The organism is Citrobacter sp. BDA59-3 (assembly GCF_015167655.1).
Classification (GTDB): domain Bacteria; phylum Pseudomonadota; class Gammaproteobacteria; order Enterobacterales; family Enterobacteriaceae; genus Phytobacter; species Phytobacter diazotrophicus.
Map to the genome: position 1 here is coordinate 3,205,962 of NZ_CP063427.1, position 18,538 is coordinate 3,224,499.

The following is an 18,538-nucleotide window of genomic DNA, read 5'->3' on the forward strand; positions in this document are numbered from 1 at the left end:
CCAGCCAGCTATCAAAATGCATAAACGCGGCCTGACAACGAAATATCAATAAGTTAAAACCTGTCGCTATTCACATAAATTGCATAAAAAGTGAATAATATTAGATGAAGTCTGGATGACGGAGGGAAAATCAGAAAGATTATGCAGCGATAAAATATAATTCTGGATCTGTGATCGTCTGCGAAATTTATCGGTAAATCCTGCGACAATTTGGGGCATCACGCACTGCCATGGGGCAATTATCCTGTTCAACAGAACAAAAAAAGCCGGCTTCGTTGCCAGCTTTTTGAGTGCTATGACGTAACAGGTTCTTGAATCAGACTTGCTCTGCCATCGCTTCGACGCGCGCAATCGCCTGGTAGAGCGCCTGTGCGGTAACGTTATCCGGCATGTTTTTCATATCCGGGGCATGTAATGACATTTGCACAATCTGCTCAAGCTCACCGGTATCAAGCGCGGCAATATCACTCAGGCGCAGCGGTACCGCGCAGGCATGCGCCAGACGTACCGCCTCAAGTAATTCATCATCACTACGATTTTCCAGCGCCAGCAGACACAGGTTGCCAAAGCCCACCAGGAGCCCATGACCAAATTCGCGGGTTTTATCACAAACCGTAAAGCCTTCATAAATCGCATGGGCGGCGGCGGCATGCGCACCGCTGCTCATCAGCGATGTCAGTCCGGCAAACATAAATATGGCATCCAGCACCTGTTCCAGCGCGGCGTTGGGTTTGCCTGCCCGCACGGCGTCGCAGGCGGCAGGTCCGTGGGCCTTAATAAGGTCATAACAGATACGACTGTTGGCGCTGGAAGCCTGCGCGACGCCGCTGTGGTTCTGATGCCGCACGCTGATTGCACGGAATTCGTACCATTTTGCCAGCGTGTCGCCAAGGCCCGCCGCCAGCCAACGCAGCGGCGCGGCGGCCAGAATTTCGCTGTCAATAATAACCGCGGCGGGCGCCTGCGCTAAGGGGAAAAGATCGCGAAAATGACCATTGGCGTGATAACGAATGGTCAATGGCGTCACGGCCGCACAGGTCGCTGCGATGGTAGGAATGGTAACAACCGGCACATGCGTCTGTACCGCAACAGCTTTACTGGTATCAAGTGCTTTGCCGCCGCCAACGCCTATCACCAGATTCGCCCCTGTCAGTTCGACCTGGTGGGCCAGGCGCTTGATATTCTCTTCGCTGCACACGCCGCCAAACCACTCCAGGCCCACCAGTTCGACCGCAGAGGCCGCCAGTTGATGGCGAATCTGTGTGTCCACCGCCGCCAGCCCGGCATGCCCGCCAATGACCAGGGCGCGTTTGCCCAACGCGGCGCACACCCCGCCAAGGCGGTTGATAACGCCTGCGCCACGTAAAATTTGCGCCGGGAAGATGATATTCAGTGCCTGCATAATTGACTCTCCGTGATAAACAAACCAGCCCCCTTCTCTGTCAGGATTGAGGACGCAGCAAATGTGGCCCTAACCGGGCAATAGAGGTACATCCCAACTGTGCCAGGGTGCGGTCAACTTCCTGCAAAATCAGCGCCAGAGCCTGCTTCGCCCCGGCCTCACCGTCAGCGGCCACGCCATAGAGCATTGGCCGCCCGAGTAACACCCCGTTTGCCCCCAGCGCCAGTGCTTTCACTACGTCGGTACCACGGCGAAAACCGCTGTCGATAAGGATTGTGGCCTCCGCCCCGCAACGGCGACGAATCTCGGGTAGTACCTCCATGGCGCTCACTGAACCATCCAGTTGTCGCCCGCCGTGGTTAGACAGCACAATGCCATCGGCGCCTGTGGCAAAAGCACGGGTTGCGTCATCCGACGCGAGAATACCTTTCACCAGCAGCGGCCCCGACCACTGGCTGCGGATCCACGCCAGCGTCTCCCAGGTCAGGCGCGTATCCATTTGCCCGGCAAAATAACTGGCGCCCCCGGCGCCCCGCTGTTTATCCGCCGGGACATAGGGCGTTAAGTTACCAAACCCCGGTACCCCCGCAGGCCGGATGGTGCGCCACATCCAGGCCGGATGTAACGCGATATCAAACAGACTGGAGAGGGAGAGCTTCATCGGGCGGCGGTAATTACGCTTATCTTTTTCGCGATTGCCGAAATGTACTGCATCAACGGAGACCACCAGCGTGGTGCAGCCTGCCGCTTTTGCACGGGCAAGTAGCCCCAGGGTGACCGTGCGGTCTTTAAGTACATAGAGCTGAAACCAGTGTTGGGGCAGATTTTCAGCGGCGATATCCTCAATGGCTGCGGTCGAGACGGTGCTCTGGATATAGCCAATCCCGGCATCTCTGGCGGCACGCGCGAGCATCGCATCGGCGCCATAACGTAACATGCCGTTATAACCGGTAGGGGCAATCAGCAGCGGCGCCGCCAGTTTCTGCCCACAAAGGGTGACTGAGAGATCGCGTTCGCTCGCCTCGTTGAGTACCGGGGGAATAAAACGCCAGCGGGCAAAGACACTGCGGTTATCGCGCAACGTTTGCTCGTCATCCGCGCCCCCTTCCAGATAACTAAAAGCAAAACGCGGTAGCGCCCGTCTGGCGCGATGGCGCAGTTCTTCGATATTCAGTGCCGGTCGTTTCACGCCGCCCCCTGCGCGAGGATCGCTTTCAGGGCGTCGATAAACTGCTGATTATCCTCTTCATTGCCAATCGACACCCGGATCCAGCGCTCATAGCCTGGCTCCCGCCACGGCTTGATGATGACGCCATAGCGCAACAACTGCTGCGCCATCTCGCCGCTGGGCCGTCCACAGTCAAAGAAAAGGAAATTGGCATGAGAGGGCGCCACGTAAAACCCCAGCCCTGTAAGCTCTGCGGCCATGCGCTCCCGCTGCACGCGCACCAGAGCAACGCTCGCTTTCACATGCGCCTGGTCGCCTATCGCCGCCACCGCTGCCGCCTGCGCCGCGCGGTTAATATTAAAGGGCGTACGCACGCGGTTAAGCAGATTGACCAGTTCAGGGTGACTGGCTAAGCCATAGCCCACGCGCAGCCCCGCCAGGCCATAAGCCTTCGAAAAAGTCCGCAGCACGATCCACGGGCGCGACTGCGCCGCCAGCACCGCCAGACTGTCGGGATAATCCGGGTCGGCCTGGCAATATTCGAAATAGGCTTCATCAATGACCAGCACACACTCCTGTGGCGCGGCGGCAATGACGCGGGCAAAACCGTCTTTGTCGAGCATGCACCCCACGGGGTTTGACGGATTGCTGAAAATAACCATTTTCGCGGGCGTGGAGAGCGCCTGCTCCCAGGCCACCACATCAAACTGCTGACGTTGATCCACCCCGACCAGGGTCACATCTGCCCCCATCATACGCGGGAAAATCTCGTGCAGGCCAAAGGAAGGGATCAGCGTGACAACGCGGTCGCCAGGGTTAAGAAAAGCCAGCGCCAGCATATGCAGGATGTCTTCTGAACCATTGCCGGTGACAATCTTATCGGCGCTCACACCGGTATAGTTCGCCAGCGCATCACGCAATTGGGCGCTGGCGGCATCGGAATAGACCGCGCTAAAACCGGCATCCTTCTGTAAGGCCGATACCACCTGCGGGCTGGCGCCTGACGGGTTTTCATTACTGGCCAGTTTGGCAATATGCGTTACGCCATATTGCTGTCGTACCGCCTCTGCCGACAGCCCGGCGTTATACAGCCCCAGGCTACGTGCCGTAGGGCGGGCAAGGTTGTTGAGCGTCTGGTGTTGTAAAGCAAAAAGCGGGTCGGAAACTGCGACATCTGAAGCCATTACTCCCCCTTCGGGAAAAGCCGGATAACCGCGAACGGCCTGTCCGGCATTCATCATCAGATCATGGGTAAATTCAGGTGGTTACGCTGCGCGCAGGCTTTTGCCTGTTCATAGCCCGCGTCCGCGTGGCGCATAACACCGGTAGCCGGGTCATTCCACAGCACGCGCGCCAGCCGCTCATCCGCCTCTTCGCTGCCATCACAGACAATGACCATCCCGGCGTGCTGAGAGAAGCCCATCCCCACACCGCCGCCGTGGTGCAGGCTGACCCAGGTCGCGCCCCCGGCGGTATTAAGCAGCGCATTGAGTAGCGGCCAGTCGGAAACTGCATCGGAACCGTCTTTCATCGCTTCCGTTTCACGGTTAGGCGAAGCCACAGAGCCGGTATCCAGATGGTCACGACCAATGACAATCGGCGCTTTTAACTCGCCATTGCGCACCATTTCGTTAAAGGCCAGACCAGCAAGATGGCGTTCCCCCAGGCCAAGCCAGCAGATACGTGCTGGCAGCCCCTGGAACGCAATGCGCTCGCGCGCCATATCCAGCCAGTTAATGAGATTGGCGTTATCCGGGAAGAGCTCTTTCAGTTTGGCGTCGGTCTTGTAGATATCCTCCGGGTCGCCGGAGAGCGCTACCCAGCGGAAGGGGCCTTTACCCTCGCAGAAGAGCGGACGAATATAAGCAGGAACGAATCCCGGGAAATCAAAGGCATTGGTCACCCCTTCCTCTTTGGCAACCTGGCGAATATTGTTGCCGTAATCGACGGTCGGGATCCCCATCGCGTGGAAATCGAGCATCGCCTGCACGTGTTTCGCCATAGACGAGCGGGCCGCTTTCACCACCGACTGCGGATCGGACTGGCGCGCCTGCTGCCATTTTTCCAGGCTCCACCCCTCCGGCAGATAACCGTTGAGCGGATCGTGCGCCGAGGTCTGATCGGTGACGATATCCGGGCGCAAACCGCCTGCTTTCGCCCGCGCCGCCAGTTGGGGCATCAGTTCGGCGGCGTTACCCAGCAGGCCAACAGAAATGGCTTTGTTCTCGGCGCAGGCTTTTTCAATCATCGCCAGAGCCTCGTCGAGGCTGTTGGTTTTGTAGTCGAGGTAGCGCGTACGCAGACGGAAATCGATGCGCGATTCCTGGCACTCAATTGCCAGCACGCACGCGCCCGCCAGCACCCCTGCCAGCGGCTGTGCGCCGCCCATACCGCCCAGTCCGGCGGTTAAAATCCACTTACCGCGCAGACTGCCGTTGTAATGCTGGCGGCCCGCTTCAGCGAAGGTTTCATAGGTGCCCTGCACAATGCCCTGCGCACCGATGTATATCCATGAACCGGCGGTCATCTGGCCGTACATCATCAGACCGGCTTTATCCAGTTCATGAAAATGTTCCCAGTGCGCCCAGTGGGGAACGATGTTGGAGTTGGCAATCAATACGCGCGGGGCATTGGTGTGGGTACGAAAAACACCGACCGGTTTCCCCGACTGTACCAGCAGCGTTTCGTCTTCCCGCAGCTTGCGCAGGCTCTCAAGGATCGCCTCAAAGGCGGGCCAGTTGCGGGCCGCTTTGCCGATACCGCCATAAACCACCAGATCTTCCGGGCGCTCGGCGACATCCGGATCGAGGTTGTTCTGAATCATGCGGTAGGCCGCTTCGATCAGCCAGTTCTGGCAGCTCAGTTCGCTCCCCTGGGGAGCACGGACAACGCGGGCTTCGGCATTTTTGTGTGGCGCATTCATGTTCATTTCCTTCTCTAAATTTGAATTTTTTGCACAGCGTTATCAGGCGAAGCTTGGTAACAGCGCTTCGATTTCTGCGGGCCAGTGTTCGCGGGAGGCCCACAGACGCATCATCTCGACGTCCGGTGACATCAGGCGGTCCTTTTCAAGGAACGCAACGTTCTGGCGGATCGCCTGCATTTCCTTTTCCAGGGTATTTGAGCTTTGCAGCGGACGATGGAAATCCACCCCTTGCGCGGCGGCCATGGCTTCAATGCCAACCACAACGCTGGTGTTAAAACACATATCCCCCAGGCGACGCGCGGCGTAGGTCGCCATTGAGACATGGTCTTCCTGATTGGCTGAGGTAGGCAGGCTATCGACGCTTCCCGGATGGGCCAGCGATTTGTTTTCTGAGGCCAGCGCGGCGGCGGTGACCTGGGCAATCATAAAGCCGGAGTTCACGCCGCCGTCGCGCACCAGGAACGGCGGCAAACCGGATAATCCCGTATCCAGCAACAGCGCCATACGGCGCTCCGATATCGCCCCGATCTCCGCCACTGCCAGCGCGATAATGTCCGCGGCGAAGGCGACCGGTTCGGCGTGGAAATTGCCGCCGGAAATTACGTCGCCGTTTTCCGCAAACACCAGTGGATTATCGGACGCAGCATTGGCTTCAATGCGCAAAATGCGGGCGGCGTGATGTAAGTTATCAAGGCACGCCCCCATCACCTGCGGCACACAGCGGATGGAGTACGGATCCTGTACGCGGCCACAGGCCGCATGGGAAGTCACAATCTCGCTCCCGGCAAGAATTTTGCTCAGCGCTGCCGCCACGGCAATCTGCCCTTGCTGTCCGCGGGCTTCATGGATACGCGGGTCCAGCGGTTTAACGGAACCTTTAATGGCTTCCAGCGACAGTGCACCAGCCACCAGCCCGGCGGAAAAGACACGTTCTGCTTCAAACAGTCCCGACAGCGCGAGGGAGGTCGACACTTGGGTACCGTTAAGCAGCGCCAGCCCCTCTTTCGGCCCGAGTTCGAACGGGCGTATCCCCGCGCTTGCCAGACCTTCCACCGCAGACAGGGTGTTGCCCTGCACCGTCACCGTGCCTTCGCCAATCAGCATCAGAGACAGATGCGCCAGTGGGGCTAAATCGCCGGAGGCGCCCACCGAGCCTTTTTCGGGAATGCAGGGATAGACCCCGGCATTGAAGAGGGTTATCAGGGCGTCAATGACTTCAATGCGAATGCCGGAATGGCCGCGTGACAGGCTGAGGATTTTGGTTGCCATCACCAGGCGTACGATGTTATCCGCCAGATATTTACCCGTCCCCACGCTGTGCGACAGCACCAGATTGCGCTGTAATTCCGCCAGGCGCTCGGCCGGAATACGGGTTTGCGCCAGCTTGCCGAACCCGGTATTGATGCCGTACACCACTTCCCCCGATGCCACAATGCGGGTGACCGTCTCCTGAGAGGCCAGCACATCGGCACGGGCCTCTTCCGCCAGCGCGAGATGAACATTGCCCTGATAAATCTGGCGCAGCATCGGCAGATCAACATGACCAGGCTGCAGGCGGCAAAGGGTGAAACCGGTGGATGAAGGAGCCATAATCTATTCCTGTATATACAAGTAGAGCTGAAAATATACCCGGTCAGGACTCGGCCCACCGGGTGCTTACGCACAACCTGACAAAAAAGTGGCAACACGACGCAAAAAAAAGCGATCAATGATCCAGGGTTTGCAGCGTTTCGGTACGGATCTCTTCCGTTATCCGCGCTTTGAGCGTCATAAACTCCGGCGATGTCTTTAAGGTGTAATCACGCGGGTGCGGGAAGTTCACCGCCACTTCGGTTTTGATTCTCCCCGGCCGGGCGCTGAAAATGGCCACTTTATTGGCCATAAAAATGGCTTCATCAATATCGTGCGTCACAAACAGCACCGTCTTGCGCGATGACTCCCATATTGACAGCAGTAACTCCTGCATCATCACGCGCGTCTGGTTATCGAGCGCGCCGAAGGGTTCATCCATCAGCAAAACTTTCGGGTCATTCGCCAGCGCACGGGCAATAGCCGTACGTTGCTGCATACCACCTGACAGTTGCCGTGGGAAGTGATGCTCAAAGCCGCGCAAACCGACCTTATTAATAAAGTAGTCGCTGCGCTCCTTTTGCGCCGCTTTACTCACGCCTCGCTCCTGTAAGCCGAAGCGGATATTTTGCTCAACGGTCAGCCAGGGGAACAGCGTATAGCTCTGGAATACCATGCCGCGATCCGCACCGGGGCCATCGACCAGTTCCCCATCCAGCCAGACTTCACCGCGTGTAGGCTGATCCAGCCCGGCGACAATACGCAGCAGCGTCGATTTGCCGCAGCCGGAAGGGCCGAGAATGGTAATAAAATCGTTCTCATTAACCTGATAATCCACCGGCAACAGTGCCTGGGTTTTTTCACCTTTCGGGCCAGTGAAAACACGCTCTACCTGGCGAACGCTCAGCTTCGGATAGTTCATTACAGAGAGCTCCATACAAACAGGCGGCGATTGACCGCTTTAAACAACAGGTCGGAGAGCAAGCCGATACAGCCAATGACGATAATGCCGAAGATCATCTGCCCGGTGTTGAGTAACGCCTGGCTGTTGACAATCATGTGGCCTATCCCGCTGGATGAACCGATAAGCTCCGCCACGATGACGTAGGTCCAGGCCCAGCCGAGCACCAGACGCAAAAGTTCGGCGATTTCTGGTGCCGCACCGGGAATAATTACCCGACGCACCACGCTTTTATTGGTCGCCCCCAGCGTGTAGGCCGCTTCGACCAGATCGCGACGCGCGGCGCCTACGGCGACAGCGACCATCAGGGTTATCTGGAAGAAAGAGCCAATAAAAATCACCAGGATCTTCTGCATTTCACCAATACCGGCCCACAGGATCAAAAGAGGCACAAACGCGGAGGCTGGCAGATAGCGGCAAAACGAGACAAAGGGTTCGAAGAAGGCTTCGATAAGCTTGTACGAGCCCATCCAGATGCCCAGCGGCACGGCGATAACGCAGGCCAGGACAAACCCACCCAGTACGCGCATTACCGTCATGCCGATATCGGTGGTGAAATCGAAATCGGTAAACAGTAATACCCCTTCCTGCACCATACTGGCCGGGCTTGCGAGGAAGGTCGGCGCCACCAGGCCGGTAAAGGTCACCAGCGCCCACAAGGCGAAAAACAGCACAAAGAAGCAGAAGCCCAGAAACCAGCGATGACGGGGCGCAACGGGGCGTAATGGCACCATCATCGGGTTATGCCAGACCTTTTTGCTTGCCGGCAGGGGAGCCGGCTCGCGTAAGTCTGTCGTGGTCTTGCTGGCGTAGTCCGCGGCCTGACTGACAGGACTGTTCATATCGTGGTCCTTCATGGCTGAGTAACGTACTTCGCGTCGTACAACGTATTGATATCCGGCGTTTTACGCAGAATTTTCATCTCCGTGAGCAGCCGTGCCGCCTCATTGGTGAAGCTTACGATTTCGCCGCTAAAGAATTTTTTGTTGGCATCGCGATCCTGCCAGCGCAGATAGCTGGACTCTTCGGCAAACTGTTTGCCGGTCTCTTTCACCGCCGCGCCCATGATTTCATTGGCTTTATCCGGGTCGGCTTTGATCATGTCCAGCGCTTCGAAATAACTGTTTACCAGGGCCTGGGCCGCTTTCGGGTTTTTATCCAGCCAGGACGGCGTGCAGCCAAGGGTATCCATCACCATCGGGTAGTCGAGCGTGGTGGTCAGGATTTTGCCCTTATCCGGGCTCTGGCGGATGTTGGAGAGATACGGTTCGTAGGTCACGGCAGCGTCGTTCTGCCCGGCAATAAATGCATGCGCGGCGGCATCCGGCCCTAAGGTCGCGAGCTTGACATCTTTCATCGTCATGCCGTTTTTATCGAGGATCCACGCCAGCAGGAAATATGATGACGTACCGGGCGCATCGACGCTGATCGTTTTGCCTTTCAGGTCCGCCACGCTATTGATACCGCTGCGTACCGCAATCCCATCCGCACCGTAGGATTTATCCAGTTGGACAATTTGCTTAACAGGCACGCCGCTGGCATTCCAGGTGAGATAGGTTTCAACCGTAGTCCCGGCGCATTGCAGCGAACCGGAGGCAATCGCCAGATGACGGGATTGCTGCGGGACCATTTTCAGGGTGACATCAAGACCATTCTTTTTGAAAATGCCCGCTTTATCGGCAAGGGTCAGCGGCGCAAAGCCGGTCCAGCCGGAAATCCCAATCGCCACCGGCGTATCCGCCGCCAGTGCTGTATTAGCCGCACCGCCTAACGCGACTGCCAGCCCTAACAGAGATAACGAACGCTTTAGTACAGTCCTGGAAATCATGTTGCTCATCTGCCACTCCTGCCAAATTACCTGTCTCGGGAATGCCTGCGCAGCAATGTGCCACCGGCGAATGACGCTACTGTATATTCTTGTCTATACAATTAAGCCGAGAAAGATAAAGCAAGCTTTGTGCCAGTCCGGAAGAGCGCCCGTATCGTTGCTTTCGCCCACTGACCGTGGGCCTGACGAATCAAAGTAGTGCACCCGGCGCGCTATTTCAGTGCACTTTGCTCCGGGTTAGTCCGTGACCGCAGCCCACAAGAGCAGACCCTGCCCGGGATGGGTTTGCGCACACGACGAAATAACCCACTGCGCCTGCGCCTGGCTGTCGCTCGTCGACCACCAGAAACCCTCGCCCTTGCCAAAACGGGTCCCGTCCGGCAGTTGCCACTCACCCTCAATGGCGTAGAGCACACCGCCTTTCTCTGCGGTGACTGTCCCGCTTTCACGCAGGACGACCACACGAGGGGCGCAGACATGGCGGCGGGTCATCAGATTAAAATCCATCGTCATACCGCCCAACAGATGCGCGCTGAGTGAGAGGTCGCCACTGAAAGCAAACGGTGCGCCGACCGTGCTCAGACGGTGGTTAAGCTGCACGCCATCGGACAGATGTACCCCCTCTCCGCTCAGTAAAGTTATCGAGCGATCAATACCCGGGAAGGCGGAAAACGGGCCATCGGCGGCGATAGTGGCAATGCTGGCGCGCCAGTCAAATTCCGCCGTACCCTGCGGCCAACTGATGATCTCGCGGGTTTCCCCTCCGCCATTGCGCCAGCGACTTACCGGCAACGCCGCCTGGGAAAACGGATGCCAGTTGTTCATGCGTTCTCCTGAGAAAGCTGTTGCAAAAGGTGCAGAAAATCAGCCGCGGCGGCCCGCTGCTGAGGATGAACCCCGTCAATAACCCGCGCCACGCCGCCAACATAAACATCGCGAATTTGCCCGGCATGACCGGCAAACAACCAGCGGTTAAGTAGCTCGTTGTCGCTTGCCGCGGCCAGGTAAGGGTCCTGATGGTCAAGCACCAGCCAGTCGGCGCGATAACCGACCGAAAGTTGCCCCAGCGGGACACCGCAGGCCTGCGCACCACCGGACAACGCCTGCGTGTAAAGCACATCCCCTACCCGCGTTTGCCCCGCAGCGACCAGCCGGTTACGCCGCTGGTCGCGCAGGCGCTGGCCATATTCCAGCCAGCGCAACTCTTCCACCACGTTGAGCGAGACATGGCTGTCCGAGCCGATGCCCCAGCGCCCTTCCTGCGCCAGGTAGTCCACGCCGGGGAAAATACCGTCGCCAAGGTTCGCTTCGGTGGTTGGGCACAGTCCGGCCACCGCACCGCTGTGGGCCATTTTTGTCACTTCGGTGGCATCCGCATGGGTCGCGTGGATCAGGCACCAGCGGGCATCCACGTCCAGATGATCATACAGCCAACCGATCGGGCGCTGACCGCTCCAGTTCAGGCAGTCGTTGACCTCTTTTTGCTGTTCGGCGATATGAATATGAACCGGGAGCGTCGGGTCACTGGCGCGTAAAACCTGCTCCATTTGTTCAGGCGTGACCGCACGCAGGGAGTGAAAGCACAACCCCTGGTTTTGCAGCGGTTTTCCGTTGATCTGTCGCCCAATGATCGCCTGCTGCTCCAGATAGCTGTCGACATCCTGAATAAAGCGTTTTTGCCCGGCCTGAGCGGGTTGGCCGCCAAACCCGGCATAGCTGTAAAGCACCGGCAATAACGTCAGGCCAATGCCCACATCCCCGGCGGCGGCGCTCAGGTGTGCGGTCATCTCACCACGATCGGCATAGGGTTTGCCGCTGATGTCATTGTGCAGATAGTGGAATTCGGCCACCTGGGTGTAGCCGCCTTTGAGCATTTCGATATAGAGCTGGCGGGCAATCACGCCGACCTGCTCCGGGGTCAGGCGCTGTACCATGCGGTACATCAGATCCCGCCAGGTCCAGAAGCTGTCCTGCGGGTCGCCCGCCACTTCCGCAAGCCCGGCCATCACGCGCTGAAAGGCATGGGAGTGCAGGTTTGGCATGCCCGGCACCACCGGGCCGGAAAGCGGGATACTGCCATCGGGAGTAGCATCAGGCGTGATGGCGGTCAGCATGCCGACATCATTAACCTCCAGTCGGACATTGTGCGCCCAACCTGTAGCGAGCAAGACACGTGGAGCAAAATATGCAGGCATAACACTGTTCCTGAGCGGGGGAAAGCAATGTCTGAGCACCGTTGCGCAGACCACTGCCAAACCTTTGACCAATTTGTCTATACATATACATATGCCTGAATTGGCTGTAAACTTGCAGCGTGTTTTTTTTACTATTTTCGTTTTTTCATCAACGTGCGCTTATCCCCTGCGCGGTGGACATGGCCGGACGTTGAGGAAACGTTCCTGATACCTGTGGATTTTTTGAGAGGTAAGAAAATGTCGGAGCCTTCACCGAACGGTGTCGCACAACACGGCGTGACCCGGCAGGCATTGTCTGAGCTTGCCGCTGCCATGAGTGATACACCTGCCCCGATTTATCAGCGCGTGAAGCAGGCTATCATCGGCCAGATTCGCTCCGGTGCCTGGAAGCCCCATCAGCGTATTCCGTCGGAAAGTGAACTGGTCAACGGAATTGGCGTGAGCCGGATGACCATTAACCGTGCGCTGCGTGAACTGACCAGCGAAGGTTTTCTTATCCGCATGCAGGGTGTCGGCACCTTCGTTGCCGAAGCGAAGGCCTACACGCCGATGCTCGAAGTGCACAATATTGCCGATGAAATCGCCCAGCGCGGCCATCGCCACGACAGCAGAATTCTGGTGTGTGAGGCCCGCGAGGCCGATGCCGATCAGGCCATGCAATTGGGTATCGCGCCCGGCGACACGCTGTTTTATTCGCAGATCGTCCATTACGAAAACAATGTCCCCGTACAAATCGAAGACCGCTACGTTAACCCTGCCGCCGCGCCGGATTATCTGCGTCAGGTATTCAATAAGCAGATGCCCTACACCTATCTGATGGAAATATCGCCGCTCACCGCCGGTGAACATCGGGTCGAAGCGGTAAGCGCCAGCGACGAGCAGCGTGAATTGCTGCAACTGGAGGAGCACGAACCCTGTCTGCTGATCCACCGCCGTACCTGGAGCGGTAGCCGCATCGTCACCTCCGCCCGTCTGGTTTACCCCGGTTCGCGCTATCAGCTATTTGGCCGCTTCACCAGCCACGGCTAACCCCGCTTTACCCATAGCGGCTTTTCTGGCCGCTGTGTCTCCTGATATGTAAGCTCACCAGCAATAAGAAAAAACTCTTTCTGCTCGCCTTGCCGCGTTTCCGGTTATGCGTTAGGTTGACTTTAATTGTCTATACAAGATAAATCCAACCCGGAGTTTGTCATGTCGTTAGCCGAATCTTTGTCGTTTTCCGCCACGCCACCCGCCCGTTGCGATAGCGTCTGGCGTGGCGCCACGCTGGTCACGATGCAAAACGGACACTACAGCCAGATAGAAAACGGTGCGATTGCTGTCTCTGACGGAAAAATTGTCTGGCTCGGCCCGGCCGCCGATTGTCCTCCCTTCCCCGACGCCGAACAGCATGATTTTGCAGGTGGGATCATTACGCCTGGTTTTGTCGATTGCCATACCCATCTGGTCTTTGGCGGTAACCGCAGCGGTGAGTTCGAGCAACGGCTGAACGGGGTGAGTTATGCGCAGATTGCCGCCGCCGGTGGTGGGATCATCTCCACGGTTAACGCCACCCGTCAGGCGACAGAAGAGGAGCTGATCGAATCGGCGTTATTCCGCCTGCGCCCGCTGTTAGCAGAAGGCGTTACCAGCGTTGAGATAAAATCGGGCTATGGGCTGTCCATCGACAGCGAATTGAAAATGCTGCGGGTGATTCGGGCATTAGCGACCCGCTTGCCGGTTGACATTGTATCGACCTGCCTTGCCGCCCATGCGCTCCCACCCGAATACAAAGACCGGGCTGATGCCTATATCAGCCTTGTCTGTGACACCCTTCTACCGATTGTCGCCCGGGAAAAGCTGGCCGATGCGGTCGATGCATTTTGCGAACATCTGGCGTTCTCCCCGGCCCAGGTTGAGAAGGTATTCACCACCGCAAAAGCCCTGGGCCTGCCGGTGAAATTGCATGCAGAGCAACTCTCCTCACTGCACGGCAGCGCACTCGCGGCCCGCCATGGCGCCCTGTCGGCCGATCACCTGGAATATGCCACCGAAGAAGATGCCATCGCCATGGCGGCCAGCGGGACCGTCGCCGTGTTGTTACCCGGCGCGTTCTATTTATTGCGCGAAAAGCAGCAGCCGCCGGTGGCCTTATTCCGCCAGCACCGGGTGCCGATGGCGCTGGCCAGCGATGCCAACCCCGGCACCTCCCCTGTGCTCTCACTGCGCCTGATGCTGAGTATGGGCTGCACGCTGTTTGGTCTGACGCCGGAAGAGGCGCTTGCCGGGATCACCTGTCACGGCGCCCGCGCGCTCGGTTTACAGGATTCTCACGGCACGCTGGCGCCAGGCAAAGTCGCCGATTTTATCCACTGGCCGCTCTCGCGACCGGCTGAACTGGTCTACTGGCTGGGCGGTGAGCTGCCCTGCACGGTGGTCTATCGCGGAAATGTACGAGGAAAACATGACCTATGAGTCTTTCAGCTATCACCGCACCCTATGATTTCACGGCGGGCACATCGCCGCTGCTGATCAGTATTCCCCACGCCGGAACACGCCTGACGCCGGAGGTCGCCGAAGGTCTCAGCGAGGCGGCACAGCCGCTGGGCGATACGGACTGGCATATCCCCCGCCTGTATGACTTTGCCCGCGCCCTCGGGGCCAGTATTTTGGTCGGCAATTATTCCCGCTTTGTTATCGACCTGAACCGACCGTCTGATGACAAACCGCTCTATACCACGGCAACGACGGGCCTCTATCCCGATACCCTGTTTGATGGTCGCGACACCTTTAAGCCCGGAATGGCCCCGACCGATGCCCGACGCCAGGATTATCTGGCGCAAATCTGGCAGCCATATCATGAGCGTCTCCAGGCCGAACTCGCACGGATTAAGCAGCAGTTTGGCTATGCGCTGTTGTTTGATGCCCACTCCATTGCGTCGGTCATCCCGCGGTTGTTTGACGGGCAGTTACCCGATTTAAATCTCGGCACCAATAATGGCGCCAGTTGCTCGCCCGAATTGAGTGGTGTGCTGACGGGGATTTGCCAGCAACAGTCGCAGTTCAGCCACGTGCTTAACGGGCGTTTCAAAGGGGGCTACATCACCCGTGCTTACGGGCAGCCCGCTGCCGATATCCACGCCGTGCAGCTTGAATTAGCGCAGGTGAATTATATGGATGAAACGCCACCTTATGCCTGGTCTGAGACCCGCGCCCCTCAATTGCAGACGCTGTTAAAACAGATGCTGGAAGGGATGGTGGCATGGGGTGACAAGTGGTATAGCGCTGCATAAAGTAAAAGGCTGACATACAGGTCAGCCTTTTTTATTACTGGTATTCAAACGTAAAGGTGGTATTAGCTTTGACGGGGCCGCCACTGATATCACCGCCCTTGTAGTAATAGTACGCGTTAAAGCTCAACAGCTCCGTGGCCTGTGCGCTACCGGCCACTTCAAGTTTCTCTGCCATTTTTACTGGCGTACTGTCATTAAAAAGCAACTGGACACCGACATTGTCGTTACCACTCAGTTTGTTTTTTAATACCGAGTCCGTTCCGGTCCCGCTTAGTGTGTCACCGTCAAAGGTCACCGACACTCTGGTTTGCTCGTCGCAGGCAAGATTAAATTTAAATGCTTTTTTGGCATTGGGATAACGGCCTGCGCCGTGGCTGACAATATCGCTGCGTGCCACGGAAGGTAATGTAACCGTGCTGTCGTATTGGCTGATTAAGCAGGTGTAAGCGGGGGCAACCATGTCAGCATTCAGATAAAAATTCCAGGTGATAATGGCTCTGGAGTCCCATCCTCCATTTATCCGCATCTGCGTTTTCATCGTCATAATTTTAGTGTTGGCAGGAATCGTTTTTGCCGTGTTCCAGTTGCCACTCCCGGAGGCTCTATCTATTCCTATCTGAGCGTTGATTGGGCGTGTTATTGACACTTCGGAGCTAATAGTGCAACTGGCATCGGGCCACAGGCATACATTCGCCGCCGGTGCGGCCGTTTTCTGGTTACTGGCATCAATAATATATGCCCGATACCCCAGGTCCGTTAATCTACTGTCCGTAATTTCCAGCGAATTTACGCGCAATGCGTCTTTAGAATTCGGGCCAGGGGCCCCATAGCATGAGGCGTAACTGTTCATACTGGTCAGGATCGTATCCGTAAGGGATTTATTTAACGCCACGGGGTTAACCATCACTGTGAAGGTTGCTGAACCATTACCTACCGATTGAGAGCCGTTGTAGCATACATATGCATAAGCATAATTCATCAGGCCAAATCCTATAAGACAACAGAATAACAGACGCCATAATACCGACATCATCCTTTTCATAGCCAAACTCCTTTTCACCTGTTCTTCAGCCCTTTTGTTATTTATTCATCATTAATATTTATATATTTAATGAACATATCACACCGAAAAATAAAACCCACATCCAATTATGCGCAATTCTCGCTGGAATAATATTGTTTTTGGCGATAATGCACAGTTCCAAATCAGTTTGCAACCCTGTTCGAACGCAAAACCGTGCGCGACACACACGCTCACCTTATTAAATTCACAGCAGGAATCAATTCATTTAATACATTTCAAAACAAAATATAATTAAAATAAATATCAAAAGATCGATTCATTCACGAATGCCTAGCCAAAATTAACATTAAACGGGCAGTGTTAATATGGATAGTGCATATGTACTTCTTTTAAAAATTCACGATTTGAATATATAGTATTGTGCAGGTGGGTAATAACACCATACATAAAACATTATGATAGCGATAAAAAAGTTACTGGTATTCATCGATGACCATTACAACCCTCTGTGGCTCACAGGCCAGGTTTAGCATGACTATTTTGCATTGGGATCATGGAATAATCGTTCCATGTTCCCTATGTCGACAGACGGGAGTAAAAAGAACAATGCAGAATAAGAAACAATATCTGCAACATCTTATTTTGTTCAAACAACAGAATAGAACTCAGTAAAAAACAGATAATAAAAGTTAACCAGTATTAATTGCGCACCAAAAGAAAACATGATCAGTCAAATGAATATATGTTGTTATTGCGGTAAATCCGAAGAATTAAAAACCCACCAATCATACTCACCTGTATAATCACAACGCTGACAATGAGAAAATTTTAACCCTCAATTTTACATATATCCAAACCTTCTTACTTTAATACTTTCTCTTTTCTTTGATGGCCCTTTATTAGGACACATGCATTGAAAATTTATAGCTTGCCTCCGAATTTCATTGTTACATCAGACTTCTTACTTTTACCACAAACATCCCCACCGAATATAGAATGGCATTTCTTAGCCAGAAGTACCTACGCAAACCTATTGGCTAATAGTATTTGTGTCAACGCAGCGATCAAAAATTCTTATCCAGCATTTGATTTTCATGAACTCATTCAAAATTTTTTGCCAATTGGTTAAATATCCAAAATCAGGCATAACCCCATCACAATCTCGTTAAAGCTTTTTAGTTCATTTTCTTCTTTATGCATGGTTAACACCTTATTTTTTTAATAAAAAACAAGGTGTATCTTAACAGCAGCAATCCCATGGGCATCCTTTGTCATTATCTGCTAACATCCCTGCCACATTCCCACAGCAATCTGGCGGCGACTATGAAATTTGTCTCTTTTAATATCAACGGCCTGCGTGCCCGTCCCCATCAACTGGAAGCGATTGTCGAGCAGCATCAGCCCGACGTGATTGGCCTGCAGGAGACGAAAGTCCACGACGACATGTTCCCGCTCGAAGAGGTGGCGAAACTCGGTTACAACGTCTTTTATCATGGGCAGAAAGGGCACTATGGCGTGGCGCTGCTGACCAAAGCGACGCCCGTTTCCGTGCGTCGCGGTTTCCCGGACGACGGTGAAGAAGCCCAGCGCCGTATCATCATGGCGGAAATTCCGTCTCCGCTGGGTAATATCACTGTTATCAATGGTTACTTCCCGCAGGGGGAAAGCCGCGACCATCCGACCAAGTTTCCGGCAAAAGAGAAGTTTTACCAGGACCTGCAAAACTACATTGAAACCGAACTCAAGAAAGAAAACCCGGTGCTGATTATGGGTGATGTCAACATCAGCCCCACCGATCTGGATATCGGCATCGGCGAAGAGAACCGCAAACGCTGGCTGCGAACCGGCAAATGCTCCTTCTTGCCGGAAGAGCGTGTATGGATGGATCGCCTGATAAACTGGGGACTGGTGGATACCTGGCGTGCGGCGAACCCGGACAATAACGAGCGCTTCTCGTGGTTTGACTACCGCTCCAAAGGGTTTGATGACAACAGGGGCCTGCGTATAGACCTGCTGCTGGCAAGCTCACCGCTGGCAGAGCGCTGCATCGAAACCGGCATCGATTACGATATCCGCAGTATGGATAAACCCTCCGACCATGCTCCGGTATGGGCTACATTTAACGTCGAATAAGCGTCATTTTCCCATTATGGCGGCCATCTTTATGACCGCCCTCTTTGGACCTGCCACGCT

The 18,538-nt window shown here is 55.5% G+C and carries 15 protein-coding genes; 4 read left to right on the top strand and 11 right to left on the bottom strand.

All coding sequences use genetic code 11. The annotated features are described in order from the left end of the window. Positions 1-316: 316 nt before the first annotated feature. The 10 genes from IP582_RS15090 to IP582_RS15135 form a co-directional block, all read right to left on the bottom strand. Entirely contained in the window at positions 317-1,402 is a 1,086-nt protein-coding gene (locus IP582_RS15090; protein WP_193793681.1) for an iron-containing alcohol dehydrogenase family protein, read from the bottom strand. Between the two features lie 40 nt (positions 1,403-1,442). Further along, a complete protein-coding gene (locus IP582_RS15095; RefSeq protein WP_193793682.1) occupies positions 1,443-2,591 on the bottom strand; it encodes an alpha-hydroxy acid oxidase in 1,149 nt (382 codons plus the stop codon). After that, on the bottom strand, positions 2,588-3,754 hold the full coding sequence (gene hisC, locus IP582_RS15100) for a histidinol-phosphate transaminase (protein ID WP_193793683.1): 1,167 nt from the start codon (positions 3,752-3,754) through the stop codon (positions 2,588-2,590). The genes IP582_RS15095 and hisC overlap by 4 nt, the downstream gene beginning before the upstream one ends. Before the next feature lie 56 nt (positions 3,755-3,810). Next, positions 3,811-5,493, bottom strand: a complete 1,683-nt coding sequence (hutU, locus tag IP582_RS15105; RefSeq protein ID WP_193793684.1) for a urocanate hydratase — start codon at positions 5,491-5,493, stop codon at positions 3,811-3,813. Between the two features lie 42 nt (positions 5,494-5,535). Next, positions 5,536-7,086 (bottom strand): histidine ammonia-lyase, encoded by a 1,551-nt coding sequence (hutH, locus tag IP582_RS15110; protein WP_193793685.1) that lies wholly within the window; start codon positions 7,084-7,086, stop codon positions 5,536-5,538. Positions 7,087-7,201: 115 nt separating this feature from the next. Further along, positions 7,202-7,987, bottom strand: coding sequence for an ABC transporter ATP-binding protein (locus IP582_RS15115; protein ID WP_041851640.1), 786 nt, complete (start codon positions 7,985-7,987; stop codon positions 7,202-7,204). After that, complete coding sequence (locus IP582_RS15120) at positions 7,987-8,868, bottom strand: ABC transporter permease (RefSeq protein WP_041851641.1); 882 nt, start codon at positions 8,866-8,868, stop codon at positions 7,987-7,989. The genes IP582_RS15115 and IP582_RS15120 overlap by 1 nt, the downstream gene beginning before the upstream one ends. 11 nt (positions 8,869-8,879) lie before the next feature. Then, positions 8,880-9,863, bottom strand: a complete 984-nt coding sequence (locus IP582_RS15125; RefSeq protein ID WP_041851642.1) for an ABC transporter substrate-binding protein — start codon at positions 9,861-9,863, stop codon at positions 8,880-8,882. 228 nt (positions 9,864-10,091) lie between these two features. Further along, on the bottom strand, positions 10,092-10,679 hold the full coding sequence (locus tag IP582_RS15130) for a HutD family protein (protein ID WP_193793686.1): 588 nt from the start codon (positions 10,677-10,679) through the stop codon (positions 10,092-10,094). Beyond that, complete coding sequence (locus IP582_RS15135) at positions 10,676-12,049, bottom strand: formimidoylglutamate deiminase (protein WP_193793687.1); 1,374 nt, start codon at positions 12,047-12,049, stop codon at positions 10,676-10,678. The genes IP582_RS15130 and IP582_RS15135 overlap by 4 nt, the downstream gene beginning before the upstream one ends. A gap of 237 nt (positions 12,050-12,286) precedes the next feature. On the opposite strand from IP582_RS15135, the gene hutC reads away from it, so the two are divergent. The 3 genes from hutC to hutG all read left to right on the top strand — a co-directional run bounded on the left by hutC (position 12,287) and on the right by hutG (position 15,321). Continuing rightward, positions 12,287-13,078: a histidine utilization repressor gene (gene hutC / locus IP582_RS15140; protein ID WP_193793688.1), complete on the top strand. Its 792-nt coding sequence runs from the start codon at positions 12,287-12,289 to the stop codon at positions 13,076-13,078. A gap of 162 nt (positions 13,079-13,240) precedes the next feature. Then, positions 13,241-14,503: an imidazolonepropionase gene (hutI, locus tag IP582_RS15145; RefSeq protein WP_193793689.1), complete on the top strand. Its 1,263-nt coding sequence runs from the start codon at positions 13,241-13,243 to the stop codon at positions 14,501-14,503. Then, entirely contained in the window at positions 14,500-15,321 is an 822-nt protein-coding gene (gene hutG / locus IP582_RS15150; RefSeq protein ID WP_193793690.1) for an N-formylglutamate deformylase, read from the top strand. The genes hutI and hutG overlap by 4 nt, the downstream gene beginning before the upstream one ends. A 34-nt stretch (positions 15,322-15,355) precedes the next feature. On the opposite strand, the gene IP582_RS15155 is transcribed toward hutG, so the two are convergent. Continuing rightward, a complete protein-coding gene (locus IP582_RS15155) occupies positions 15,356-16,363 on the bottom strand; it encodes a fimbrial protein (RefSeq protein ID WP_193793691.1) in 1,008 nt (335 codons plus the stop codon). 1,305 nt (positions 16,364-17,668) lie between these two features. Here IP582_RS15155 and xthA point away from each other — a divergent pair. Then, entirely contained in the window at positions 17,669-18,478 is an 810-nt protein-coding gene (xthA, locus tag IP582_RS15160; protein ID WP_071195391.1) for an exodeoxyribonuclease III, read from the top strand. The last annotated feature ends 60 nt before the right edge of the window (positions 18,479-18,538 follow it).